Here is a 25,979-nt window from a genome sequence, read left to right on the forward strand (position 1 = left end):
CAGTGCTGCCGACAACAGCGGGGTAGGGCCAGCCGGTTGGCTTGGAAGCTACTCAGTTCCGTTTCCAGCTTGCGGTGACCAAACGGCGTGGAGACGCGAACTAAAAGTTCGCGTTACAGCCGCTTTAGCAGTTCCTGTACCTGTTGGGTGAGGTCGGCGAGGGTGCCGGTGTTGTGTAGCATGGCGTCGAAGCAAGGATAGTCGTCCATGGCAATTTCGCTGGGGTGGTTGTCATCGCGGGTACCGTCGCCGCGCTGGTGCAGCGGGTCGCCTTCCACGCGCAGCATCAGGCCGCCGCGGGCCCGGATGGGGTCAGCCTCATTAGCGAAACGGACGTCGGGCACCAGCACGAAGGCATCACTCGGCAGAGCGGCAAAGAAGGCATCGACCCACACCAGCGGCTCCCATTCGCGCAGGGCCTGGCCCACTTGCTGCAGCATTTCGCCCCGCGTACGGTGAAAAGTAGGCACCAGCTCAGCCTTGCCAGCTTGGGTATAATAAGGTGCCACGGCCTCGCCCGTGAGGGCAGCGCACACGGATTTGATGGAATCGCCAAAAGACCGAATCTGCCACTGGCGCTCGGGCTGAAGCTCTTGCAGGATGCGGGCCACGGTGTCTTTGCCGCTGCCCCGGCGGCCAGAGAGGCCAATGAGGTGAATCATGGGTAGTGCTTAGGAGCTAAGGTGCAAAAGTAGGCCGTGTGGGTTGGCACTGGTCCAAACGCAAAACGTCTCACCGCCCGGGCAGGCAGTGAGACGCTTGGCATTAAAAAGAGGAGCCGCTGATTAACCCGGCGCGAAGCCAGGCACGCGGCTACCGTTGCCGTTGCTGGCGCAAGCGCCGCAGGCCGTAAGCTACCCCGCCAGCCAGCAGCAGGGAGGCACCGCCGTCGAGCGGTACGTCGGTCGCGGGGGTAACGGGTGTGCCGGGGCCCGGACCACCGCTGCCTGGTTGCGCACGGGCTCCCAAAGCCAGGAGCAGCGCTGCGCTGAAAATAAAGTATTTAAACATCGTTTCGAGAATTTAAGCATGAGAAAGGCCCTTGGGAGCCGCCCGTTTGAAACGAGCGGCTCCGTTGTGGCGTAGCGTTATTCCACCACCAGCTTCTTGACAATGACGCCGGCACTGGTTTTCAGGTGCAAGGTGTAGACGCCCGTAGCCAGGTCGACCAGGCTCAGACGGTGGGCCGTGGCGCCCTGGGCGGGCAGCGACTGCGTCCGTACCGTGCGGCCCAAGGCATCAACCAACTCGGCTGCTACTGCCGTACGGCCCAGGGCCGCCGGCAACTCCACGAAGGCCGTGGTAGTGGCCGGGTTGGGGTAGAGTCCCACTTGGGCAGCCAGCGCGGCCGGGGCCGTGGCCAGCGGGGCCTGGGGCGAGAACAACAGCTCGAAGCGGCCAGTGAGGAGCGCCGAAGCGTTGCTTACCGTGAAGCTGTAGTTGGGCTGAGTGCGCAGGTCAATCACGGCGCCGCTTTGCAGGTCGCGCAGGTACACCGGCGTGGTGCCCAGGTTCAGCAGCTGGGCCGCGCTAAGCGTGTAGCTGCCTACTGCGGGCACGCCCACGGTCAGGGGCACGACGCGCTGAGCGGTGCCCAGCGGCGCGCGACCGTCGATGGCCAGGCGCTGGGTAGCGCTTAGGCTGGTGCTCAGGTTCAGGCCCGAGGGGTTGGGCAGCTTCTCGGTGTCAAACTGCGCTTCGAAGCGGTCGCTGGCGCCTTGCTCAAAGTACACGAAGGCCGCGTCGGTCAGGGTGCTGCCCGCGCCTTGCAGGTGCAGCTCCACCAACGGGCGGGTTTCGGTGGTGCGCCGGTAGGTGGTGGGCTGGTAGCTGGTGGGGCGGTGGCTGTTCTTGAAGGTCACCGAACCGGCCGTCTGCCCGTCGCTCACCCGCACGAAGAAGCCCTGGCCCTGCGCCACCACGGGGCTGGTGGTGCCGATGCCGTTGTTGTAGAAGTTATAGACGCCGGTGTAGGGGTTGGACGGGTCGTTGCTCTGGTACACGTACATGGTCGGGTCCACGTTCACCAAGCCGTTCTGCGTGGCGTCGCTCTGGGAGGAGGTCTGGCTCCAGTCCAGCGGCGACGGGTAGGGGTTGCCGATGAGGGCGTAGCCCGCGTCGGGGGCCGTGGTGCCGCTGTTGCGGGCCAGGCTCAGCGTGCGGGTGCCGTTGTTGAGCGCGCCGGTGAAGTTCCAGGTCTGCCCGCCGTTAATCAGCACGGTGTAGCCCTGGCCCACGGCCAGCGGGTCGGTCGCCGCGTTGGGCGAGAACCAGCCCTTGTCGAAGGCGTTCAGGTTGTTGGCGGTGCTGGCCAAGCGGGCCTGGTCGTAGCCATACACCGTGGGGAAGGTGGGCACGAGCAGCGGCGTAGGCGAGGTGTTGTAGGCCGGGTTCACCACCGGCGAGAAGCCGCTCGTGGCCAGGCTGTTCACCGTGGCACTGCTGATGGCCGGGCTCACGTGGCGGTAGCCCAGGTTGGGGTTCAGGCTCGGGTCGATGTAGCGCTGCACGGTGGTGTTGCCGTTCACCACGGCCCCGCCGTTGTTGACCACCATGGCCGTACCCGCCGCATCCGAAATCAGGGTGAAGGGGTTGCCGTTGGTCGTGAAGTTGCCGTTGAGCGCGAGCACACGCCGCACCGAAGTCACGTTCGAATTGTTGAGCTGCACCCCATTGGGGCCCACGGTCAGGCTCCAGAAACGGTTGACGCCGCTGCCGTTGACCTGGCCCAGGGCGCTGCCGCCCATCACGAGCGTGCCGCCGTTGCTGCCCGAGAAGCCATTGAAGCTGCCATTATTGGTCAGGTTGGCCGCGAGGATGAGCGTGTTGGTGGTCATCGTCAGCGAGGCGTTGGCGGCAATGCTCAGGTTGCGGGCGTTGGCCGGCGAGTTGGCTACGATAAATGGGAAGCGGATGGTCGAATTAGGGATGGTCACGTCAATCGTCGCGTCGGGTACCTGGTTGGGCGTCCAGTTGGTGGCGTCAAACCAGTTGGTGCTGGTGGTGCCGTTCCACGTCACCGCCGTCACGACCGGGGCCGCGATGGTGAGCGTGTAGGCGCGCGAACCGCTGAATGGGCCCGACGCGGCCGAGGCGTCGGTGGCCGTCACCGTGAAGGTGAACGTGCCGTTGCCTGTGGGCGTACCCGAGAGCGTGCCGGCCGTGGTCAGGCTCAGGCCCGCCGGCAGCGCGCCGGCTGTGATGGCGAAGGTATAGGGCGCCGTGCCACCCGAGGCCGTGAGGGTCTGGCTATAGGCCGTGGCCTGCGTGCCGTTGGGCAGCGTGGCCGGGGCCACCGTGATGGTAGGCACCTGGAAGGTCAGCGAATAGGCCGAAGCGGCGGCGGTGTTGCCGTTGCCGGCCTGGTCCTGGGCCACGTTGGCGGGGATGTTCACCGTGGTGGCGATGCCGGCCGTGGTGGGCGTCACGCTGAAGGTGTAGACCGCGCCCGACACGCGGGTGAAGCCCGTGAGCGTGCCGTTGTTCACGCTCACGTCGCCGGCCACGAAGCCCGTCACGTTTTCCGAGAAGGTCACGGTGAAAGCGAAGGGCGTCGTGTTCGTGCTGCTGCCGCTGGCGGCCGTGGTCGAGGAAATAGCCACCGAAGGCCGCACCGAGTCCACGGTGAAGGTGTTGGTGGCCGAGTTGGCGCTCACGGCGTTGCCGCTGCTCTGGGCCGTGGCGTAGACCGTGTGCGAGCCCTGGGTCAGGGCCGTGGGCTGGGTGATGGCCCAGTTGCCGGCGCTGTTGGCCGTGGTCGTGTTGGCCAGGACCAGGCCGTCGACGTACAGGCGGATGAGGCTGCCGGCCGGGGCCGTGCCGCCGTAGGTCGGGGTGGGGGTGCTCACGAAGCTGCCGTTAGCCGGCACGATTACCACCGGGGCTGCTGTCACCGGCTGGGCGTACTGCACGCTCACCGCATTGCTGGCCGCGTTGCCGGTGTTGTTGGCATCGGTGGCTACGCCCGCGGTCAGGCTCACCGTTACCGTGCCCGTGCCGCTGGGCGTTACCGTGAAGGTGTAGGGGCCGCTGCCCGCGCCGCCGAAGCTGGCGCTGTTCAGCGTACCGCCCGTTACCGTCACGTCCGAAGCCGTGAAGGTGGTGCCCACGCTCTGCGAGAAGCTCACCGAGAACGGGATAGGCGTGGTGCTGGTGGGGCTGGCCGAGGTAGTGCTCACCGTCGCCGTCAGGGCCGGGGCCGTCACGCTGAAGGTGGCCGAGGTGAAGGTCGTGTAGCCGTTGGTGCCGGGCAGAAGGTTGCCCACGAACACGCCGTTGAGGAAAACGTTCAGGGCCTGGTCGAGCGTGGTGCAGCACAGGCGCTGCGCGGCCTGGAAGCTGACCTGGTAGCTGCCCGTGGGCAGGGCCAGGTTTTGCTGGAGCTGGCCGTTGCCCCCGCCGTTGCTTTGCACAAAGGCCACAGCAATGCCGTTGGGAATGGGCGTGGTGGGCGTGAAGGCGCTGCCGTCCTCGGCGATGCCGGACTGGGCGTTGAAGGTCCAGAACGCGTTGGTGGGCTGGTAGCCGTAGTCGCCGTTGGCCAGCGGGTCGTACTGTTCTAAGCTGCCGTTCTGCAAGGCGCCGCTCACCCCCGTGCCCGTGCCGTTTTGCAGCACCCGCACCAGGTCCACGAAGGCCGTCACGTCGGAGCCCGTGCCGCCCGTGCCCGCAATCGTGAGCTGGGGTGCAGCGGCGAAGCTCTTGGTGATGGTGTACACCTCGCCGGCCGTGTAGGGCACGTTGCTTGGCGTGGGCGAGATACCCGTGCCGTTGACGACGTCCAGGCGCAGGGTGCCGTCGCCGGTGCCCGTGTTCACCGTCACGGTGTAGGTGGTGTTCGAGCCGCTCACGCTGCTTATCGAAGCCCCGCTGATGGACCCCGACGTGACGGTGGCAGCGAAGTTGCTGGTCGTCACACCGGCAATGGCACCAGCGAACGTCACCCGGTACCTTACTTGGGCCGTGGCCGTGGGCGAGGGGATTAGGCGCGTCACCGACGACACCGTGGTGGTCTGCGCTTGACCGGGACGAGCCAGGCCCAGCAGCAGAGCCAGCAGCAGTAGCACGAAATGCCAGTTCCCGAAGCGGGCGCGTGGCGGTGGCAGCGCATTACTCAGCGCAGTCAGAGAGTCTATTTTTCTCATACGAAAAAGGAAATAAGATGAAAGAGTGATGATAATGGAATCAAGTCAGCCCATGGAAAGTGAAGAAGTTCTGAACGTGGCATACCGCTCAGGCCGGACAAAGGTCAGCTATAGAAGGGTACGGCGATAGGGCATAAACATGTTGTTTTTCAGCGGGGTCACCCCGTGCTTGAATGGCTATTTGCATGAGTCTGCAGTTGCTTAAGCATAGGTCGATACTGGCAGCACGGAGTCCCGCAAAGGTCAGCACTGCTTCTGGTCGGTTTTGTCGCATTTTGATGCGACACGCTGGGTCCGCTCACTACTGCGCAAGCCGCCTGCCCAGGCTGAACTTCGGCTTAAGCCGGTAGCGCTGGAGTGGCCGTGGGGCATCGGCCAGGGTTGGAAGCAACTTGTAGCCCGGCGCATCTAGAACCGCTGCGGCCAGGGCAGGCACGGCACTGCTGAGCGGGGCCCTGTCGCTGTAGGTTAGGAAGATACGCTGGCCAGCCCCTGCAGCCGAAGGGGCTGGCCAGCGTATCGACGGGTAGCTGAACGGGTCGTCGGTATCGGCTGGGCACCGGTAATGGCAACGCGCGGCCACGCTGGTCGGCCGCTGGGCCGTGAGCGGATAGTAACGGTGCGGGGCAATGCCGCTGCTAGCTGCCACCGGGCCAGTGCCGGTCAATGCACGCCGTCGGGACGGTGGTCCGGATGGCAGATGCTCTTCAAAGACTGCTACTTCTATTGCATGATGCGGCGTAGCACGTCCGTGAAAGGCTGCTGGTCAATGTCGCCGCTCACGACGGCAATCTTTCTACATACTCAGTCACTCCATTTGCCCTGCGAGAGCCGACTGTCGGCACCGTGCACCACTGCCATGTATCACTCAATGTCGGGGCCGATGGGTAGCGCAGAGCTACAAAAAGTTGCGCAGCTCGCTCAGGCAGCTGATTTCGTGCGTAATTTGGGCAAAGTGCCGGCGCTTCTCGGGGTTGAAGTAGACCTGGTCGATGCCGGCGTTGTAGGCGCCGAGGACGTCGCATTCGAGGTTGTCGCCAATCATGAGGCTTTCAGCGGCGGTGGCGCCAGTGCGGTCCAGAGCGTGGGCAAACATACGCGGGTCGGGCTTGAGGTAGCCGCTGTGTTCCGAGGTAGTGAGCGACTCAAAATAATGAGTCAGGTTCGACGAGGCCAGCTTGATTGCCTGCACGTCGTTGAAGCCGTTGGTGATGAGGTGCATCCGGTAGCGCGGCTTCAGGTAGTCGAGCACCTCGTAGGTGTAGGGGAACACGGCTGATTTCAGGGGCAGCAGGTCGGTAAACTCGGCTGAGATATTGGGCGGCACTTGGCCATCGGGCACGCCAAGCTTGGCTAGCGTGCGGCTGAAACGAAGCTCGCGCAACTGGGGTTGGGTGATTTTGTTGCCTTGGTACATGCGCCAGAGCGCGTGATTGATGTCGCTGTACACGCGCACGAACTCGTCGACGGAAAAGGTGCCGTACCGGGCAAAGCCGTGCTGCTCATAAAGCGTGTGCAAGGTCTCGTTGGCGTTTTTCTCGAAGTCCCACAGCGTATGGTCGAGGTCGAAAAAGAGGTGGCGGTAATTTTTCAATTAGCGGTTATCAATGAGCAGTGAAAAATTTTGAACGGTGATGCTGGCATCACCTTTCATCACAGCGAGCCCGCCAAGGCCATGCTCAGCACGCCTGCCAGCATGATGCCCTTGCACCACGAGCTGAGATGCCTGAAGTGCCGACGCCGGTCCGCCCGGATGAGCAGGCGCGACAACTGGGCCATCGGTAGTAACACTAGTAGCACAAGCCAAATGCCCAGCGGCCAATGCCCCCCTATAAGCAACTGCGCCGTAGCCCCAAGGGTAAGCAGGGCCAGACTAGCCAGGAAAAAGCCGGCCATCCACTTGGTACGCGCCACGCCCCATACAAGTGGCAGCGTGCGACAGCCGTGCTGGGCATCGCCGCGCATGTCCTCCACATCCTTCACAATTTCGCGTACCATCGTGAGCAGAAACGCGGCCAGTGCATAGGGCCACACCACGCTGCTGTGACCATCGTGGCGCTCCAACTGCAATTGCAACTCGGGCAATAGCACGAGGGCCGCCGTGAGCATGGCAATGCTGGCATTGCCCACCAGCGCCAACCGCTTGAACCGGGCCGAGTATCCCCAAAGCAGCAACGCTGTGCCCAACGTGACGAGGCCCAGCACCGGATGCAGCCAGCCAGCCACCAGCACGCCCACCCCGCTGAGCACCATGTGGGCCAGCATGGCCATACGCCGGTTCACTACCCGGCCAATCACCAGACGGTCGGGCCGGTTGATGGCATCAATCTTCACGTCGTAGTAATCATTGATGATGTAGCCAGCCGCCGCTACCAGCAGGGCCGCCCACACCAGCAGCGTGAAGCGCGGGGCCAGCAGCGACTGCCGTAGCGGTAGCTCGGGCTGCAGCAGGCCTACCCGTACCAAGGCCATGCACAGCAGCATAATAAGTAGATTGGGCCAGCGCACCAGCGTGGGCAGGGCCGTGCGCAGCCGCTCCGGGGCAGGAGCGGCCGGCGGAGGGGCGTGCGGCTTGGGCTTGGGCGGAATCACGGGCGGGGCAGAGTGGCGCGCAAAGGTCGGCGAAAGTGGCGGGCCAGCGCTGACTACGCATGGAAAGGCCAATAAAAAAGCTTCTCCGTTGCGGGAGAAGCTTTTGAGGCGGCAGAGCCGCCAGCGTTTGTTTGTGTAGCTCAGATTTTGCGAACGTTCACAGCGTTGATACCCTTGCGGCCTTCCTGCGTTTCGAATTCTACCCGGTCATTCTGCTGTACCGTGGTCCCGTTCAGGCCCGTTACGTGAACGAAAAAGTCCTGTTTGGTCTCGTCGTCGGTTACGAAGCCATAGCCTTTGGCTTCGTTGAAAAATTTAATAATGCCGGTTTTCATGCAAAAAACTAAAAAGGAAAGGTGGATAACTGCCTAGGTAAAGGCTGCCGGAAGGCCTGAAATGGCGTTTCATGTCCACTTCAGGGCAGCTTACGCGGGAAACCAGCACGGGGTTGGCTTCGGGCGGCTATCTGCCGGCGGTTATCCCCCGTCCTTATTGGTTATCGCGCCACTCGTACACCCACTTGGCCTGAATCTGCTCCAGATGGCCCTCAGTCGCCTGCTCGCGGGTGCCGTCGAAATTGTTCAGGCTCAGCACCCACTCAATGAGGTCGGTGAAGCGGATGCGGTAGATTTTGGCCTCGGTAAAATCGTCGCCAAACTTCTCGTAGAGCGCCATGGCAATGTCCTCGTGGTCGGCCCAGTGCATGGGCGGCTCGAAATGATTCATTCTGGAAGTGTTGAGTTTTAAGGGTTGAATGTTGAATGAAAAGATGGGGCGCTGCTGAATTCAACGAGTTGTTTCGCAAACCACAAGAAATGAAGGTGACTAACTCAGCCTTCAAAACTCAACATTCAACACTTCAAAAGTTAGTGTCCCAGAAAGTGCTGGGGCGGGATGGTGACGACGAGCTGCATATCCGGCTCTACCACGCACTGGCAGGCCAGGCGGGAGTTGATGCGCGGGTTCTCGGCTCGGTCAATGAAGTCCTCTTCTTTATCGGAAATTTCGGGGAGGTCATCGCCACCCGAGTTTACGTAGATGTGGCAGGTGCTGCAGCCGCACACGCCGCCGCAGTTGTGCTGGAGCTGAATGCCGTTGTTGAGGGCCACGTCGAGCACCGATTCGCCGGAGGCCGCCACATGGGTCTGGGCCGGCTGGCCGTCGCTGAACTGGAAGGTGATGGTGGTGGCGGGAACAGACAAAACGAGAAACTTATAAGTCGAAAAAAGACAGCGTTTGAAGCCGCAAAGGTACTCCACCCCGTCCCGGCATCAAAGCTGCGCCTGAATGCTGGCCGTAAGCTGCTCATACAGCGACTGCCAGGCCGGGTGAGCCGCCAGCGCCGTGTGGTGAGCCGCCAGGGTTGGCAAATCGTGCCGCACGGCTGGTCCGGTTTGCACCGTGAAAGGCGGATTGGCGAGGGCTTTGTCCACGGTTTCGCGCACCAAGGGGGCCAGCAATTCCGGCGGCAGGGAGGCTTCGGCCAGCAGGGCGTCGGCAATGCCCAACAGGTGGTTGGTGAAATTGTTGGCAAACACAGCTGCCACATGCAGCTTGAGCCGCTGAGCCGAATCGAGTCGCCGCACGTGCTGGCTGAGGCTGCGGGCCAGGTCCAGCAAGGTAGTTTCGGCAGTTAGGCTGTTGGCCTCAATGCAAAGTGGCACGGTGGACCAGGCAATGTCCCGGCCGGGACTAAACGTTTGGAGTGGATAAAATACGCCGCCCCGCACCGCTGGCTGAACATCGAAAATGGAAAGCGGCAGGGCTCCGGCCAAGTGGGCCACCAGCGCCCCATCGGGCCAGGCAGTGCCGACCAGAAGCGGAGCCACGGCGGCATCGGGCACGGCCAGAAAATAGATATCGGCGGACGGCAGGGGAGAAGGCAGGGTTGTGACAGCCTGCGCGCCGGGCAGCTGGGCCGCCAGGACCGCGCTGGCAGCCGCGGTCCGGCTCCATACAAACGTTACCTGATGGCCTGCCGCTGCCAGAGCCGGCCCGAGTAGGCTGGCTACACGGCCGGCCCCGAGCAGGCCGATGCGTAAAGAAACGGGCAGCGGTGTGGATATTTTCAACGGAAACAGGGCGGTTGAGTGGCCAAAAAGGAGCTTGCGGATTAAGCATACGGCATTAAAAAGGCCTTAACCCGCCGCGTGTATGGCAAAAAATTAGCAACTTGTACCCTCAAAACTACTGCTGTAGTGCTTGGTTCATTCAAGCCTCATGCAGGGGTTGCGTATTTCCCGCATTTCTTTCCGCTTTTTTCCTTTTTGTATTCACCCATTTTACCCTTTTCTTATGAATCACCAATACCACCGCACGGGGCTCAACTCGCGCCTGCGGCAATTGGCTCTGGCCGCGCTTTTGGCGACTGGAGCCGTGGGCACGGCGCACGCGCAGCTGGGCTATGCAGCTGCCAACGTCGTGAACACATCAGGCACATACACCGACCTGGGCACGACTGGTACGGCCATTGCCACGGCCAGCACCGATGATGCCAACTCGGCTGCTACGCCCATTGGCTTCAACTTCGTGTTCAATGGCACGACGTTCACCAACTTCGTGCTTAACACCAACGGCTTTATTAAGCTGGGTGGCACGGCGCCTACCGGCGCACAGTACACCGACGGAGGTCAAAGCATTGTTAACGGCCCTATCGATGGAGCCGATACCAACCTGATACTGCCCTTCAACCAGGACCTGACCGCCGGCTCGGCTGGCGGCACCGAGTACCGGGTAACGACCACGGGCACCTCGCCAAACCAAGTGTGCACCATTCAGTGGAAGAACGTATCGGATAAGGCACGCGGCGCCATTGGCACCCAGTACACCAACTTCTCTTTCCAAGCAAAACTATACGAAGGCACCAACCAAATCGAGTTTGTGTATGGCACGGCTACGCCTGGTGTTGCCAGCGCCGACGTTGCAAAGTTCTGCTTGGTTGGCATCAAGGGCTCTAACGCGGCAACTGCGGTACTGGGCACGAAAGCTTCGGCCACGCCGTGGTCGGGTACCGTATTTGCCGTTGGCCCCTACACCGGCAACGGTCACAATGTGCGCTTGACGCAGCTGCCCGACCCGGGCCGTACCTATCGTTTCTCCATCCCGGTAGCCAACGACGCAGCCGTAGCGGCCATCCAGGGCTATGCTTCGGTAATTGTGCCTGCCAACAACCCCATTACCCTGCGGGGCGTGGTGCGCAACGCTGGTACCACGGCGCTAACGACGGCCACCACCGTAACCCTGACCATTAGTGGAGCCAACACCTACACCCAGACGCAAAGCATTGCCTCGCTGGCCTTGGGTGCTTCGGGCGTAGCTACGTTCTCGGGCATTACGCTGCCCAACGTAGGCCAGAACACGGTGACCATCTCGGTGCCCAACGACGGCTCCAATGGCAACAACTCCATGTCTCAGGCAATGGAAACCAGCGCTAGCACTTTCTCGCTGGCTACTCCGGGTGCTTTGGCCAGCAACAGTGGCTTCAACGCCGGCGACGACTCCTATTACGTTGCCAAAATGACGCTGAACACCCCGCGCAGCATCACGGCAGTTACCGCACTGCTGACCGACGTGGGCAACCAAGCTACTGCTAAAACCTCCGTTGGTGAAAGCGTATACGGCGTAGTTGTTGATGCTACGACCGGTACTGTGCTGGCTCGCTCGGCCAATTATGTCATTACGGCGGCTGACTTTAACGTCTTCCACACCTTCACCTTCTCGGCTCCGGCTACGGTGCTGGCTGGCGACGTACTCATTGGCATGGCCCAAACGGCTTCGACCGGTGCCCTGCCATACTACCCCTTCGGCGTTCAGGCCGAAGACCCAACCCGTTTGAATACCTACTACCGCGGTTCAGTCGCAGGTGGTGCTCCGGTAGCAACCTTTACGGCTGCAGGCCAAACCATCTACAAGTTTCCTTTCGGTGCCGTGACGGCCGCTCCGGCCAACAACGACCTTGCCGTGAACGAGATTCAGGGCTATGGCTCGGTGGCCGTACCCGTGGGCAATCCCATCAGCCTGCGTGCCGTAGTGCGCAATTCCGGCATCGTCGCTATTACAACTCCGGTTACGGTAACGCTGACCATCAGCGGTGCCAACACTGTAACGCAGACGCAAGTATTGACGTCGCTGGCTGTAGGCGCCACCGGCGTTCTGACCTTTAGCAACCTCAGTCTGCCAAACGCGGGCACCAACACGGTGACGGTGAGCCTGCCCAGCGATGACGTGGCCGGCAACAACACGGTAACTCAGACCATGGCTACCAGCGCCACGCGCTTCTCCTACATCGCGCCCGGCGTGTCGCCGGCAAGCGCCTATGGTCCGGCTGCTCCAAATGGTACAGCCCGCACGGTAGCCTTCTGTGGTAAGTTCACGGTGAATGCTGCCCGCGACGTAACCGCTGTGCGCGCCTTCATCTACAACGATACCGACCTGATACCCAGCTCAACCAACGGCCAGCAGACTACCACCGTGTACGGTGTAGTGCTGAACGCAACCACAGGCGCCGTAGTGGGCCGCTCGCCCGACTACGTGATTGCGGCAGCCGACCTGGGTCAGCTGCACACCTTCAACCTGTCGGTGCCCGTGCCAGCCGGCGATTTCCTGGCCGGTATGGCCATTGTAACGACGACTGCAACCACAGTTGGTGTGTTCCCAATGGCTTACCAAGGGGAGACTCCTGCCCGTCCAGGCTTATTTTACACGGTAGTGATTGGTGGAGCTAGCTCCACGCCGGTTGATGCTGCTGCCAACAATGCCCGCTTCATGCTGGAAGCCGAAACGGCACCGCCCGCTACCTGCCCCGTACCCACGGGCTTGGCTTTGACTGGTGCTACGGCCAACACAGCTTCGTTTAGCTTCACCGGGACGGCTGGTGCTACCGGCTACCAGATTGTATACGGTGCCCAAGGCTTCACGCCGGGCGGCACGGGCAGCACCACTTCGCCTACCTTCACTGGCACCACCTACACACTGGCTGGCTTGTCGGGCGGCACGACGTACGACTTCTACATCCGCGCTATTTGTAGCTCCACTGACCAGAGCGCCTACGCTGGTCCAGTACGTGTTACTACAGGTTGCACGCCGCCAGTCATCACGGCCTTCCCCTACACGCAGAACTTCGACGTGATTACGGCTGGTCAGACACTGCCCTGCGGCATCACCGTGACCGATAGCAACAACGACGGTTTCACCTGGCGTGCTACTGGCACTGTGGACCCCGGCTTGGCAACCGGCAACGTGTTCCGCTCGGGCCCGAACTCCATGATATATTCCTACAACTCGAACGATATCACGGTAGGTGCCAACGACTGGTTCTTTAGCCCCGCCCTGACTCTGACGCCTACCCAGACTTACCGCGTAACCTTCTTCTACCGGAGCGCTGCCAACAGCAGCTTTGCGTCGGTGGAGGGTCTAGAAGTGAAGTATGGTTCTGCCGCGACCCCAGCTGGCCAAACCACGACTATCTACACCAATACTGCTATCAACAACGGTATCTTCCGTAGCGCTGGCTCTACCAGCACGCCCGTTGTGGCCGACATCGTTGCGCCGGCTGGTAACTACTACGTGGGCTTCCACGCCATCAGCGCTGCTAGCCAAGGCTTTCTAGCAGTAGACGACTTCACGGTTACGGCTGGCCCGCTGTCTACTTCCGAGGCCCTGAAGCGCGCTGTGAGCGTGTACCCGAACCCTTCGAACACAGGCTCGTTCAACCTGGAAATCCACGGTGCCAATGCCAAGCAGGCTATGGCCGTGGAAGTAACCAACATGCTCGGTCAGCGTGTGTACACCGGCACTGCCAAAGACAACTTCCGCAACACCGTGGACCTGTCGACCCTGGCTTCGGGCATCTACTCCATCAAAGTGCGCAACGGCGAGGAGTATACCCAGCAGCAGATTTCGATTGTGAAGTAGGCTTAGGCTTTCGTTCACATTGGCAAAAGGGCCGCCCAACCGGGCGGCCCTTTTTGTTTGGAGTTAAACCTGTTGGTATGTAGGCTATGCATTCTCTGGCTACTAGGAACTGTTAACAGTCGCGCAGCCACAGGATGGTTGCGGCTAGGAGAACAAAAGCTAAAAAATGCGCATCGAGCTTATCATATCGGGTGGCCACGCGGCGGAACTGCTTAAGGCGGCTGAAAAGCCGTTCGACGGGGTGGCGCTGGGCGTAGCGCGCCGCATCGAATGGGCGCGGGTGTCGGCGCTTGCGCCGGGGCAGAATTACGGCCTGAGTGCCGCGAGCCGCGAGTGCGGTCACGAGCGGGTCGGCATCGTAGCCGCGGTCGGCAATCAGGTAGGCTGGGGCTAGTCCGTCGAGCAGGGGGAGCGCCTGCGGGGCATCGTGTCGCTGGCCGGCACTCAGGCCGCCGCGCACGAAGCGGCCCCGCGCGTCGGCCACCATGTGCAACTTGGTGGTCAAGCCGCCGCGGCTGCGGCCGAAGGCTTGCGGTCCGTTTTTTTGCGCGCCCCGCTCGCGTGTTGGTGTGCCCGCACCGTAGTCGAGTCCACGAGCAGCGTGTGCAAGGCATCGTCTGCTTGCACGGCCGCCAGCCCCCGGGCCCACACGCCCGAGGCCGTCCAGCGCTGGAAGCGCGTGTACGTCGTGTGCCAGTTGCCCCATTCCTTGGGCAAGGCCCGCCAGCGGTAGCCGTTGCGCAGTAGCCAGAGCACCGCTTCCACAAACCGGCGCTTGTCCTGCCCGCAGCCGCCTTACGTTCCTGCCCGGCCCGGCAGCAGCGGCGCAATCCGCTCCCACTGCGCGTCGGTCAGCAAATAGTCTATGCTTAAACATACTGCCTACCGTTAACACCTTCTAGCTTGTTAACCCCGCCAAGTGACACATCAACCTACTAAAGTGACCTGCCAGACCATCTGAATTCCATGTCAACTTATCCAAATGTCAACTTCTTCGAGTGGCCAGCTCGCATGAATACCGCACTAACCTACTTGGTGACGCTGTCGCTTCCTCCAAGTGTCAGGTGTACTGCGCATATCCCAACTGCTCCCGTAAGCCGGATTGCAATAGCGTTAAACGCAAAAAAGGCTATCCCTTTACTAAGGATGGCCTTCGCAATATGAGTGGTGCTGCTAGCTCACTGGCTGCGGCCGGGCGGCACGGCTGCTGGCCTCTTCCGTAGCTTCAGTTTCGGGGGCTTCTTCAGCTATCACTCCCTTGCCGCCTCGCTGGCGCACGCTCAGGCCGAAGCCGAGGGCCATGAGCAGTGTGCCGCTCCAAAGTAGGTTGATGAAAGGCTTTTCCATGGCCTTTAGAATCACGTAGTCCTTTTGGGTGGTACTCACGCCGAAGGTGAACTTGCCGGTAGCAGGGTCCACGGCGTTGAAGGTGATGCGAACGCCGAGGTCTTCCACCTCATCCGGCACGCGGCCCACCATGCGGTTGCGCACCACAAACACCGGATGCACATGGTATTGGCGCTTCTCGCCGTACACAATCATATCGGCTTGCAGGGCTAGGTCGCCTTTCTGTAGGTTGAGGCCAGCGGTTTCGTGGGCGGCTTCTACGGCGCGGAACACGGCGAAGTAGTCGTTGAGGAAGATGGTGTCCCCCACGCTAAGCACCGATTCTTTGGCCTCGCTCCAGGGCTTCTCCTTGCGTGGGTCAAGCACCGAGCTGATGTGCGTGTAGATGTCATGGCCCCAGAATTTCTTAATGGCAGGCGAGGCAAGCAGGCCGCCCATTTCCTCGTTCACTTGGGCGCGCGGATAGAGCGTGAACTGCTCACCCGACTTCTGGTCCTTGTAATTGATGCGGTAGTAGGTGTTTTCGGGCAGGATTTCCAGCGTGTCGCCGGTCTTGTAGTAGGTCTTGCCATCTACTGCGATGGGCGCGCGGGCCACGGCTTTATAGTCATCGTCGGTGCGGTACAGGAACTGCTTATCCACGTAGCCGGGTACGCCCGGTACTTCGAAATACTGGCCGGTATAGGTGAGCTTGTAGCCGCGCATGGGGGCACTTTCGTTGCGCCACAGCAGCACGTTGTCGTTGTTCAACTCATCGGTGAACTCGCGGGAATACATCAGGCCCGACACGTTGCGCGAAATCACATTGGAGTAGCCCGCTGAGGCCAAAATGCCCAGCAGCATCAGCGCGATGCCCAGATGAGCCACTGCGCCGCCCGAAAGGCGAATGCCGCGCCGCAGCAAGTTGAAGATGGTGCTGAAATTCGCCAGCACCCCAAATAGCCCCGCCAGCGTGAGCACGATGTATGGTGCCGTGATGGTTAGGCCGTTGTAGCGCACCAGCAGCACTACCAAAGCCGTGCCCAGCAGCGTGAGCAGCGTGGGAGCCGTGAGGGAGTTGATGAGCGTTTCGGCGTTGTTGCGCTGCCACCACATGATTTGGGCAATGCCCGAAAGCAAGGCTACAAATACACCCATCCAGAGCTGAAGCTTGGAATAATGGGCAATTTGGTCGGCGGGCAGGGCTACGTTGGTCTTGATGCCAATCAGACCCATAAAGGAGTTATAAACGGGAATGCTGGTGGTGAATAGCACCTGGAATGCGCCCAGGCACAACACCGTAGCCCCCACGAATACCCATAGTTCGGGGTTATAAGCGTTCAATTCCTTGGCTGAAACAGGAATTTCCTTCCAGCGTGAAATCAACAGCGCCACCGCCAGTACAGCAAAAGCGGCCAGGTAGATAAACAACTGGCCGGATAGACCTAAATCGGTGAATGAGTGAACCGAGGCATTGCCCAGCACACCGCTACGAGTGAGAAAAGTGGCGTAGAGAATGAGCACGAACGTGGCCACCACCAACGCAAAAGCAGTGCGCAGACCGGTGCGGCGCTTCTGCCACAACACGAGTCCGTGCAGCGAGGCCACCAGCACCAGCCAGGGAATATACACAGCATTCTCGACCGGGTCCCAGTTCCAATAGCCGCCGAAATTCAGCGTTTCATAGGCCCAGTAGGCGCCCATAACCACGCCCACGCCCAGCACCCCGCCGCCGATGAGCGTCCAGGGCAAAGCCGGTTTTACCCAAGCGGTAAGCTCACGCTTCCAGAGAGCGGCAATGGCGAAGGCAAAGGGCACCAGGGTAAGCGCGAAGCCCAGGAACAGCGTGGGCGGGTGAATAACCATCCAGTAGTTTTGGAGCAGGGCATTGAGGCCGGTGCCGTCTTTGGGAACGAAGTCGGGGTTCATCTTCCACACCGGCAGGTCGGTAAGGAATTCGCGAAGCAGGATGAAAGGGGAGGAGCCCACCTTCACGCCGCCCAGCACCACGCCCAGAATCATGCTCACCAAGAACAGCTGCACGCCGCTGAACACGGCCATCACTGGCGCCTCCCACTTGCGGTTAAACCGCATAATGCAGAAGCCCAGCAACACCTGCCAGAATATCCAGAGCAGGAACGAGCCTTCCTGGCCTTCCCAGAAGCAGGAAATCATGTACTGCACTGGGAGGTGGTTGGAGCTGTGGCTCCACGCATAATAATACTCGTAGCGGTGCGCGTAAATGATGTTGAACAGGCAGCCGATAACCGAGAAAATGGCCACGCCGTGCACGAAAAACGCGCCCCGTGCCAGCCGCAGCCAGCTTGGGTCTTCCTCGCCCAACGCCCGGCCCCGCGAGGACTGGAAATAGCTATACGCCGCCACCAGCGCCGCCGCAAAAGCCACGATGACGCTCAGGTGGCCCAGTTGTCCAATAAATAAGTTCATAAGCAAAGAATATCGGGCAAATTTACGGCCGCGCCGCCGGAGCCGGTAGATTCAATAACAACCGGTCGGTGAAAAAGTCCCCTCGGATGGGATGGCAGGTGATTTCGACGGCAATTTTTTCTAATCCTGCGTCCTGCCACTTGCGCACGGGCAGTTCGCCTTGGCGCGCATTGCGTGGCTGGTTGATGAGTTGCTGTGCCAGAAGCACCCGCCCGGTAGCCGGGTCGGTGACGACGATGGAAAGGCGGGCCTTGTTGGGATACTTGCGCAACGGCAGGGCCACTGCGTCGCGGTTGGGCACGGTGCCGGGCAAGGGCATGGTGGCGGCCGTGCCGTAGGCGTACCACCATTGGCGCAGGCGGGCAGCCGCGGGGCCAGTTTCGGCGCGGGTGGTCACTACTTGGTAGTCGTAGATGCCGGGTCCGGGGAGGGTATCGGCCACGGCGTAGCTGGTCTCAGGCCGGCCGTAGGTGTCGCGGCGCACGGGTACGTAGCGCACTTCGGTGCTGCGATATTGGTGAATTTCGCGGCGCATAACCCGGCAGCCGGGCGTGCTGGCCAGCGAATCGGGAATAATCCAGCTTAGCTCGACCACGGGGCTGGCCGTGGGCAGTAGCCGCGTAGGATTAGGTGGGAAATAGCTGACAGGCATGCCCGTAGCTGTTTGGCTGACTTGCAGCGTGAACTGGCAAAAGTCCTTCAGGTAGCCGTCCACATCCAGCAAATACGGCTGGCCCGCACGGAGTGAATCCAGCGTCACAAACACGTCGTCCTGGGTGCCAAGCGAGGTGCAGCTGAGCACACGATAAGTGGCTGGCTGGCAGGGCTGCCCGGTGAGAACCACCAGCTGTACACCACGCACGTCACGGCATTTCTGGCCGCCGATGTTGATAAAGTAGCGGCCCGGCGCCTCGGGCGTAAACTCGAACCACTGGTCGTTGTGGTATTCAATGCACTTACCAGTCAGGCGCTCATCTACGCAGCTGCGCTGCACAGTGCAGCCAGTTGTGCTGGAAGTAATGGTTTCTTCCAAACGAAGCACGCGGCGGTTATCAATGTTGTCGTTGGGCACCTGGGCCGCAACCGAAGAAACAGAGGCTGCAAAAAGCAATAGCAGCCGCAGCAGCCGGGGCCGGAGAGCGGAAAAAAGAACGTCATGCTGAACGCAGTGAAGCATTCCTACTGCACCACTAATCTTCTCAATTGGATTAGGTGCGCGGTAGAAATGCTTCACTGTGTTCAGCATGACCGCCAAGGGATTCCTCAATACACTGTCTTTACTTAACCGAAGCCGTTGCGCCTTTCAAATCCTTCTTGACGTATTTGCTGGGACACTTCAGCAGGATGTTGTCGGCCATGAATACGTTGCCCTTCATACACCCGGTAATAACCACTTGCTCGGACGTTTCGAAGTCCTGCGGCTGCGGCTGGTTATACACCACGCGTTGTGCAACGTGCGTACTATCCACCAGTGTGAAGGCGAAGTAGTTGGGATCCGTCATCGGGTCGTACTGCAGGTCGATAGGGCGCTTCTGGCTGTCGCGCAGTAGTTTGCCCACTACGTGCACTTTGGTGTTGTTGCCCTCGGCGGCGCGTTGCCGGGCCTCGCTGAAGCCTACGTACACGCTGGCATCGGCGGTGGTGCTGAGAATGATGGCGGAGGCTACCGCAATAATGGCCAGAATAAAAAGGTGCGACTTCTTCATAGGACCGCAGAATTGATTGATTTCAACAGATTGAAACGGAGTATTGGGTTCCGGTTTCTTTCCAGGATTACAGGCTGCCAACAGTCGCTGGTGCGCCGAGGTGCCCGGCTAGTTTTTTATTTCCTTTTCGAGGCGGCTCACCTTGCGGTCGAGGTTAATAAGGTAGCCCAGCAGGCCGACCACAATGATGGCTACCACGGCTACCACCACGTAGATTTTACCGCTGGCGCGCAGGTCGTCGGCCATGGCAGGTGCCACCTCGGGGGCCTGCGCGAAAGCCAATGAAGCTAGCATCAGCAGTGGCAAAATCAGCCCGAAGAATCGGCCCAGCGGGCGTGTGAAAAGCTTATTGTTCATCATGTTTCAGTTTCAGGAAAACGTAGCGGCTGCTGACCTGCGCCACCCAGAAGGCAAATAGAATCCAGCCAATAACGGCTGGGTAAAACACCTTGCGCATAGTGTTGTCGAGGTCATATTGGTTGAAGCCGGGGTTGCCGGTCTGACCGGGGTGCAGCGAGGGCCCACTAAGGCGGGGCAGCACAAACAGCAGTGGAATAGCTGCCGCAAAAGCAAAAATGTTGTAAATGGCCGAGACCCGAGCCCGTTGCTGCTCATCCTGAAACGAGCCGCGTAACACCAGGTAAGCCCCGTAGATAAGCATGGCCACGGCCGCCCCGTTCAGGCGCGGGTCGGGTGTCCACCACGCGCCCCAGGTGAAGCGGGCCCACAGGCTACCCGTAGCTAGGCCCAACAGTCCCAGCACAATGCCGGTTTTGGCCGACTCGTGAGCCAGTACGTCGAGCCGGGATGACGGCTCGCGCAGGTACCGAATGGAATACCACACCGACACCAGCAGTACCATAATCATGGCAAACCACATCGGTACGTGGAAAAATAGATTGCGAATGCTCTCGTTCACGATGGGCAGCGCCGGCACCGGGGATAAAAAGCCTGCCACCGTAGCGCCCACAATCAGCAGCACAGCCAGGCCTTTCCAGATTGCGCCACCGCCGCGCTGCTCTACCAGGCGCTGCCCGCCCCACACGCCCGCCACCGTCATGGCCACGCCCGATACACTACCGATAATTGCCGCTGTCGTCATAAGTATTCGATTAGAATTCGATTAGCCGCGCCACAAAAAAGGAAACAACACATAAGAAGTGGCGCCTACTATCATGTTCAGCGCCAGCAAGGTGAGCAGCGACTGCTGGCTAACGCCGCGGTCCAGCCCATCCAGCGCATTCTTGCTCACCTTGATGAGCAGCAGCAGCATGGGCACCATCAGCGGGAAGCCGAGGATGGCCATGAGCGTAGCGCCGTTGCCGCCTGCCTTAGCTGCAATACCCGACACCAGTGTGAGCGTAGTAGCAAAGCCGATGGCACCCAGCAGCAGGTTGGCCACAAACAGCGCCAAGTCCTGAATGGGGTTGCCTAGGAAGACGGTGTAGAGGAATAGGCCGAGCAGCGCCACGGCCGTCAGCAGCAGGGCGTTATAAATGATTTTGGCCAAAACAACAGCTTGGGGCCGCACCAGCGTATAGTAGTACAGGCGCTGGCCGGGGCTTTCCTGCATGAAGCCCTTGGCTACGGCGTTGATGGCCGCGAAAAGCAAAATGACCCAGAGCAGCGCGTTCCAGGCCGGCGGCGGGGGCGTGCCCCCGCGCAGGCTGAAGCTCAGAAAGCACACAAACACTGTGCTGCCCACGTAGAGCAGCAGCCCGCCCAGCGCCGCCCGCTGCCGCCATTCCAAGCGGAAGTCTTTGGCTAGCAGGGTGGAAATTTCGCGAAGCAGGGGCACAGTCGGAAGTTCGGTTTGGGGCCGCAAAGATACGTCCGACCTACCCCGAATTATTCCCCTACGACCACTTTTGCGGTAGCCGTCCGGTCTTGCTGCCTTACGGTCAGCACGTAAAGACCTTGAGTCAACCGGTCTGCTGGAAGCGTGAGTTGTCCGTTGGCAGGCGTGGCCTCCGCCGCATAAACCACCTGGCCCAGCGCATTGCGGAGTGACAACCTGACCGGCGCATTGTTGGGCAGGCGCAGGGTCAGTGCATCGCGCACGGGGTTCGGATAGGTGGCCAGTTCCAGTACTGAGGCAGGGCGGGCGGCCAGCACGGTGGTAGGCCGCATAGGCATGAAGTTGAGCAGGCCCAGCGCGGGCTGGTCGACCTGATGCACGATGTGGCTTTCGGCTACGGCGGCCGAGTTGGTGCCCCAGTCATTGTTCTGGGCCAACATGTTGTCGGGCATGTTCAAGTAGAAGTCGTACACCTGACCACCGTTGCCGTTGCTATAAAGCTGGTTGAGGCCTATATTCAGGCTGTCGGTGCTGCTGGCGTCGCCGAAGCTCATGGTAGGGCCGGGCGTGGTGCTAGTAGTGGAGGTGCGCAGCACGGTTACGCCCCAAAGGTTGCCGCGCAGCACATTGCGGCTGGCCACGCCGGTGAGCGTCGCGCCGCCTTGCAGGTTGATGCCGCTGCCCCCCGTGTTAGCATTGGGGTTGATGTTGTTATTCTCAATAATATTGCGCGTAATAACTGCACTAATACCCGAGCCCAGCAGCGCAATGCCGTAGCGGTTGTTGGCAATGCGGTTCTGACGGATGCGCACCTGCGTGGTACCAACTGCACCCACCAGGTTGGAAACCGAAATGCCTCCGGCCATATTGTAGCTACCCCCGATAACGCGGCACTCTTCAATTACGATGGGTGTGGCCCCGCCAATGCCCAGGTTAATCTGTGGATAATTAGCGTTTTCGGTGTCGTTGTTGCGGAAAACACAGTTCTGAATAGTGGGTGAAGTATTCCGATTAGATGGACTTAGAACCCCAGAGCGAGCATTGCTATAGATATGGCAGTTAAGGATACGTGGCGCTCCGCCCGACGGGCTGATGGCCCCACTGTTGGTGTTGACAGTGCCGATACGTGACACCTGATAGCGTACTACGCAGCTGTCCAGCAGCAGGTCGCAGTCGACAGTTTTGATACCGCCGCCGTATTCCACAATGGTTTTGCGGAGCCGCGAGCCTTGGCTAGTAGCCGAAAACCAAAAGCTATGAAACGGCGCCGTAGCCACCTGCGCCGTGATTTTGACGGAGTCACTCGGGTTGACCAGCAGTACACCATCGACGTTCACTTGGGCCAGCGACGCTAAGCGCAGGGTGGCGTTGGTGGTAATAGTCAGCGTATCGGTAGGGCTGAGGCGCAGGTTACCATTTACGGCATAGATGCCGGGGCTGGAAAGCACCACATTGGAGCCAGGCGCGGCTGCCAACTGAGCCAAGGTCCAGCGCACGCCGGTGCCGGGCGTTTGAAATTGGGCATGGGCATTGGTACCAGCAAGTGTGAGTATTAGGCCAGAAAGTAGCAGCTTTTTCATAGCGGAAAGGACTAAGGTTAGAACACAAAGAACGCAAAACCACTGATATCAGCCTTGGCACCCAACGAAAAAGGCCCCTGGCAATTAAGCCAGGAGCCTTTTCAAGATTCGTTAAATTAACTGCTAAAAGTCGTAGCCCAGCGTGAAGTAGAATTTCGGGCCGCTGGTTATGTAGTCCTGCTGGCCCCAGGCTACGTCCATCTTGCCATAAAACCCTAGCAGCGTGGTGCGAATGCCCGCGCCGTAGCCAATCAGGAAGGGGTTACGGAAGTTAATGACCGTGGCGGAGAAGTAGCTGCCGTTGCCGGGCTTTATCTCCGTGTTGGCAGAGTTGTCGGTGCTGAACGGATTGGTGCCTGAGTAGGCCGTGCCGATATCGGTGAAGCCGGTAAGCTGCAAGTTGCGGAAGAAGCCCGAATAGATGGGACGGTGCGCGAAATACTGTACAATAGGAATGCGCAGCTCACTGTTGAACAGCACGTAGCGAGGGCCAGTGCGGGCGCTGTAATCGAATCCGCGCAGGTTGGTAACGAAATCCTGGTAAAAGGTCTGGTCGGGAGCAAATGGGGTGGAGCGGCCACCATCCTGATACCCGGCGTTTAGCCAGTTGTCCATGCCGCCCAGGCGGAATATCTGTTCCCGCGCCCCAAAAAACTGGCCGTAGCTGGCCCGGTTCGCCCACACAATAGACCGGCTGATTTTCTGGTAGTGCCGGAGGTCAATCACGAACTTACCAAAGCTCAACCCGCCGTCATTCATGTTGGTCATGTTCAGCAAGCTGGCTTTCATGCGGGTCCCGTGCACCATGTTTACACCGGTCGCCACGCTGTTGTCAAACACCAGCTCGCCATTGTAGCCAATGTAATTGGTGCTTAAGTCCTGCTCCGTCGATACATTGCCGAGCTGGGTGCGCGAAATAGTGACGAAGCGCGGGCCGCCCCGCACACTTAGGTTGTGCGTGAGTGGGTAGGCAATGGTAGTCGCTACCTCGTGCCGGCCGTAGCGGAAGCGACCGGCTTCCAAATCGAAGAAGTAGGCCTGTTTCTGATAAGACACGCCCCAGTCGTAGCGGTGCGTCAGGTTAGTATAGGAAGCCCGCATGTTGCTGGTACGCAAGTCGAACAAGCCAAACAGACTAGCATCAATGCGCTGATTTTCCAATACATCCGTCAGCGCTGCCCTGAATTGCAGGCCCAGGCCCAGCAGCGGGTCCACGTACAGGGCCGTCGATACGTTGTCGGCCATGAAACGGGTGTCGTAGCGGTAGGGGCCGGTGATGGCAGGAGCTTCTGCCTGAGCTTTGGCTGCTGCCGCTGCTGCAGTAGAAGCCGGCGTTGCCGTCGAGCGGCGGCGCTTAACCGCAGACACGGGCTCATCTTCCTCAAACTGGTAGTCGCTGGTATTCACGGCCTCATTGGCTTTGCGCAGGGGGCGACGCGTTGCGGGAGCCGACGTTGTATCGGTACCAGCCGGGGCTGTAGCAGCGGCGGCTACGGGTGCGGCGGGCTTGGGAGTTGCCGGTTTGGCAACAGCCACCGACCGGTCTTCCAGCGTTTGCTGACGAGCGGTTTTGGTGAGGGGTAGCGTGGTGGGCAGCGGGTACTCGGGATACACGTACAGAATATCGCGGGCCTGGGCTGGGGCCACAAACACCAGGGCCGAAGTGGCCGGGTTGTAATCGAAATCCTGCGTATTGGCTAGCCAGTTAGTGAGTAGCGTTTTCTGTTTGGTTTTCAGTGAGTAACGATACACAGCTCGCACGCCGCTCTCTTCGCCAAGAAAGAGAATTTCGTCGTCGGAGATGGCGCGGGGCCGGGTTTCGTTTGAAATGGTGCTGACCAACGTGGTCACCGGTGTCGGTCGGCCATCGAGGTGGTACTCAAACAAATCGTAGTTATTCACCACGTTCTGGAAATACGCCGGCCGGGCCTGCCCTGCCGAATCCAGGTAGCGGTTAGAACTGAATACTAGGCCCTGCCCACCGGGTAGAAACACCGGCTGCACATCATCGAACAAGTCATTGGTGAGCTGCTCTACCTGCCGGCTACCAGCACGAAGTAGGTAAATGTCATTCTGCCCGTTGCGCACCGCGCTAAAAGCCAATGCCTTCCCATCGGGTGAGTAGTTCATGCTCAGAATCTGGTCGTAGGCCGCGAAGAGTGAGGCTGGCCGCGAAAACTGAATGGCTTCCCGCACACGGCGTATCAGGCTGCGGCCTTCGGCATCGCGCAGGTGTAGGGCCATCTCGCCCCGCTTCATCTCGGCCACCGCCACTTGGCCATTGCCGCGCCAAGCCAAAATGGGCAGACGGGTTTCCACTTGCTGGTCCGGGGTTTTGTAGCCGCCCCGGCTCAGAATGCGGCGGTGCTTGCCGGTGCGGTCCACTACTACCACGCGGTAGCGGCCACCCTCGTTCTGGGCGTAGGCTATCTGCTGGCCGTTGGGGCTTACGATGGGCTGCGAGAACACATCCGCGTGGCGGTTGCGGCCACTTTGCCGAAATTTCTTGTCGGGCTCAACCAGCGTGGCCACGGGCTGGCCGTTAATGTCGCGGTAATAAGTGAGCCAGTCCTTCAGAAATACCTTGAAAGGCACGTTCAGCGAAGAACTGATGCCTACTTCCACATCGCGGGTAATGCGCGTGAGGTTCAGAATGTTCTGAATAGTGGTGTAGCCGTAGCGCTCGGCCACATAGTTCCAGATGCTTTGGCCAGCCAGCGTAGAGTTGCGCAGGAAGAACGGGGCTGTGCGGTTGCCAGTAGGGTACTGTTTGCTCATGTCGCGCATATAGCCGTCCATGTCCACGCTCCAGCCCTCGGCCGCATAGGTCGAGGCCCCCTTGATGAACCAGTCGGGCAACTGGAGCAAGTAGCTGCTTTGCAGCACTTCCTTCAGCGAGCCGCCGTACATCATGTCGTTCAGCAGCACTTCGGTAATCTGGGTACTCAGCTCGCGCTTGAACTCCGTTTCCTGACCGCCAAACGCAATCTGGACCTTGCTCATGCGGGCCAACGGGGTCTCGCCGCCGTTTATCTGCTGCTGGGTGGCGGTAAGGCCAATATTGCTCTGCCGCAGGTCACCTATCGAGTTGTAAAACAGTAGCGTGGACTTCGAATACGGATAGTAGCCGATGAGCGCGGTGATGCGTTGGAGCTCCTTTTCGGCGTACTCGGCCGCACGGCGGGCACTGGCCTCGCCGCCTTCGTAGTACATCACGTTGAAATTCTGCGTAGTCAGCTGCTGCCACCGAAACGACTTGTACTGAATGCGCACCCGGCCAAAGGGCTCCTGCGCCGTCTGAGCCCGGGCGGCGGGCGCAGCCAGCAGCGGCAGCAACAACGCCAAGCCCCCCAGCGCACGCTTCGTGAATAAGGAAATCATCATAATGGAAGCAACGAGCAAAAACGAAAATAAATCCGCCGGAACCCTAAAAAAAATATGGCCGGTTTGGTAAACACCAGCTTCGCCCACC

19 protein-coding genes and 1 pseudogene are annotated in these 25,979 nt (G+C 60.3%); 1 reads left to right on the forward strand and 19 read right to left on the reverse strand.

Going from position 1 to position 25,979, the window contains the following annotated elements; translation table 11 throughout:
* Window positions 1–113: 113 nt before the first annotated feature.
* The 10 genes from J4E00_RS22245 to J4E00_RS22290 all read right to left on the reverse strand — a co-directional run bounded on the left by J4E00_RS22245 (window position 114) and on the right by J4E00_RS22290 (window position 9,808).
* A complete protein-coding gene (locus J4E00_RS22245) occupies window positions 114–662 on the reverse strand; it encodes a hypothetical protein (protein WP_208177487.1) in 549 nt (182 codons plus the stop codon).
* Window positions 663–813: 151 nt separating this feature from the next.
* Window positions 814–1,011, reverse strand: coding sequence for a PID-CTERM protein-sorting domain-containing protein (locus J4E00_RS22250; RefSeq protein ID WP_208177488.1), 198 nt, complete (start codon window positions 1,009–1,011; stop codon window positions 814–816).
* Window positions 1,012–1,088: 77 nt separating this feature from the next.
* On the reverse strand, window positions 1,089–5,144 hold the full coding sequence (locus J4E00_RS22255; protein ID WP_208177489.1) for an Ig-like domain-containing protein: 4,056 nt from the start codon (window positions 5,142–5,144) through the stop codon (window positions 1,089–1,091).
* Between the two features lie 301 nt (window positions 5,145–5,445).
* Entirely contained in the window at window positions 5,446–5,811 is a 366-nt protein-coding gene (locus J4E00_RS22260; RefSeq protein WP_208177490.1) for a hypothetical protein, read from the reverse strand.
* A gap of 231 nt (window positions 5,812–6,042) precedes the next feature.
* Window positions 6,043–6,738 (reverse strand): YjjG family noncanonical pyrimidine nucleotidase, encoded by a 696-nt coding sequence (locus J4E00_RS22265; RefSeq protein WP_208177491.1) that lies wholly within the window; start codon window positions 6,736–6,738, stop codon window positions 6,043–6,045.
* 59 nt (window positions 6,739–6,797) lie between these two features.
* The gene (locus J4E00_RS22270) at window positions 6,798–7,736 is read right to left on the reverse strand and encodes a geranylgeranylglycerol-phosphate geranylgeranyltransferase (protein WP_208177492.1); all 939 of its coding nucleotides are present in this window, start codon (window positions 7,734–7,736) and stop codon (window positions 6,798–6,800) included.
* 140 nt (window positions 7,737–7,876) lie between these two features.
* Complete coding sequence (locus tag J4E00_RS22275; RefSeq protein WP_208177493.1) at window positions 7,877–8,071, reverse strand: cold-shock protein; 195 nt, start codon at window positions 8,069–8,071, stop codon at window positions 7,877–7,879.
* A gap of 154 nt (window positions 8,072–8,225) precedes the next feature.
* Window positions 8,226–8,462, reverse strand: coding sequence for a Fe-S cluster assembly protein IscX (iscX, locus tag J4E00_RS22280; RefSeq protein ID WP_208177494.1), 237 nt, complete (start codon window positions 8,460–8,462; stop codon window positions 8,226–8,228).
* 140 nt (window positions 8,463–8,602) lie between these two features.
* Complete coding sequence (locus tag J4E00_RS22285) at window positions 8,603–8,938, reverse strand: 2Fe-2S iron-sulfur cluster-binding protein (protein WP_208177495.1); 336 nt, start codon at window positions 8,936–8,938, stop codon at window positions 8,603–8,605.
* Between the two features lie 69 nt (window positions 8,939–9,007).
* A complete protein-coding gene (locus tag J4E00_RS22290; RefSeq protein WP_208177496.1) occupies window positions 9,008–9,808 on the reverse strand; it encodes a Rossmann-like and DUF2520 domain-containing protein in 801 nt (266 codons plus the stop codon).
* Between the two features lie 223 nt (window positions 9,809–10,031).
* Between J4E00_RS22290 and J4E00_RS22295 the strand changes: the two genes are divergently transcribed.
* Window positions 10,032–13,649, forward strand: a complete 3,618-nt coding sequence (locus J4E00_RS22295) for a T9SS type A sorting domain-containing protein (RefSeq protein WP_208177497.1) — start codon at window positions 10,032–10,034, stop codon at window positions 13,647–13,649.
* A 112-nt stretch (window positions 13,650–13,761) separates the two neighbouring features.
* Here J4E00_RS22295 and J4E00_RS22300 read toward each other — a convergent pair.
* From J4E00_RS22300 to J4E00_RS22340, 9 genes and pseudogenes are all read right to left on the reverse strand, one after another.
* Window positions 13,762–14,516: pseudogene (locus J4E00_RS22300) on the reverse strand (IS5 family transposase).
* Between the two features lie 306 nt (window positions 14,517–14,822).
* Complete coding sequence (gene ccsA / locus J4E00_RS22305) at window positions 14,823–17,423, reverse strand: cytochrome c biogenesis protein CcsA (protein ID WP_208177498.1); 2,601 nt, start codon at window positions 17,421–17,423, stop codon at window positions 14,823–14,825.
* Window positions 17,424–17,445: 22 nt separating this feature from the next.
* A complete protein-coding gene (locus tag J4E00_RS22310) occupies window positions 17,446–18,534 on the reverse strand; it encodes a hypothetical protein (RefSeq protein WP_208177499.1) in 1,089 nt (362 codons plus the stop codon).
* 166 nt (window positions 18,535–18,700) lie between these two features.
* Window positions 18,701–19,129 carry a cytochrome c maturation protein CcmE gene (locus J4E00_RS22315; protein ID WP_208177500.1) on the reverse strand — a complete coding sequence of 143 codons (429 nt, stop codon included), beginning with the start codon at window positions 19,127–19,129 and terminating at the stop codon, window positions 18,701–18,703.
* A 108-nt stretch (window positions 19,130–19,237) separates the two neighbouring features.
* Window positions 19,238–19,486, reverse strand: coding sequence for a CcmD family protein (locus tag J4E00_RS22320; protein WP_236050043.1), 249 nt, complete (start codon window positions 19,484–19,486; stop codon window positions 19,238–19,240).
* Window positions 19,476–20,231 (reverse strand): cytochrome c biogenesis protein CcsA, encoded by a 756-nt coding sequence (gene ccsA, locus J4E00_RS22325; RefSeq protein ID WP_236050045.1) that lies wholly within the window; start codon window positions 20,229–20,231, stop codon window positions 19,476–19,478. The genes J4E00_RS22320 and ccsA (J4E00_RS22325) overlap by 11 nt, the downstream gene beginning before the upstream one ends.
* Window positions 20,232–20,252: 21 nt before the next feature.
* Window positions 20,253–20,921: a heme exporter protein CcmB gene (locus J4E00_RS22330; protein ID WP_208177624.1), complete on the reverse strand. Its 669-nt coding sequence runs from the start codon at window positions 20,919–20,921 to the stop codon at window positions 20,253–20,255.
* Window positions 20,922–20,977: 56 nt separating this feature from the next.
* Window positions 20,978–22,507 (reverse strand): T9SS type A sorting domain-containing protein, encoded by a 1,530-nt coding sequence (locus tag J4E00_RS22335; RefSeq protein WP_208177501.1) that lies wholly within the window; start codon window positions 22,505–22,507, stop codon window positions 20,978–20,980.
* Window positions 22,508–22,630: 123 nt separating this feature from the next.
* Window positions 22,631–25,891, reverse strand: coding sequence for a PD40 domain-containing protein (locus J4E00_RS22340; RefSeq protein ID WP_208177502.1), 3,261 nt, complete (start codon window positions 25,889–25,891; stop codon window positions 22,631–22,633).
* Window positions 25,892–25,979 lie beyond the last annotated feature (88 nt).

Origin of the sequence: Hymenobacter negativus (genome assembly GCF_017571495.1) — a bacterium.
GTDB lineage: Bacteria > Bacteroidota > Bacteroidia > Cytophagales > Hymenobacteraceae > Hymenobacter > Hymenobacter negativus.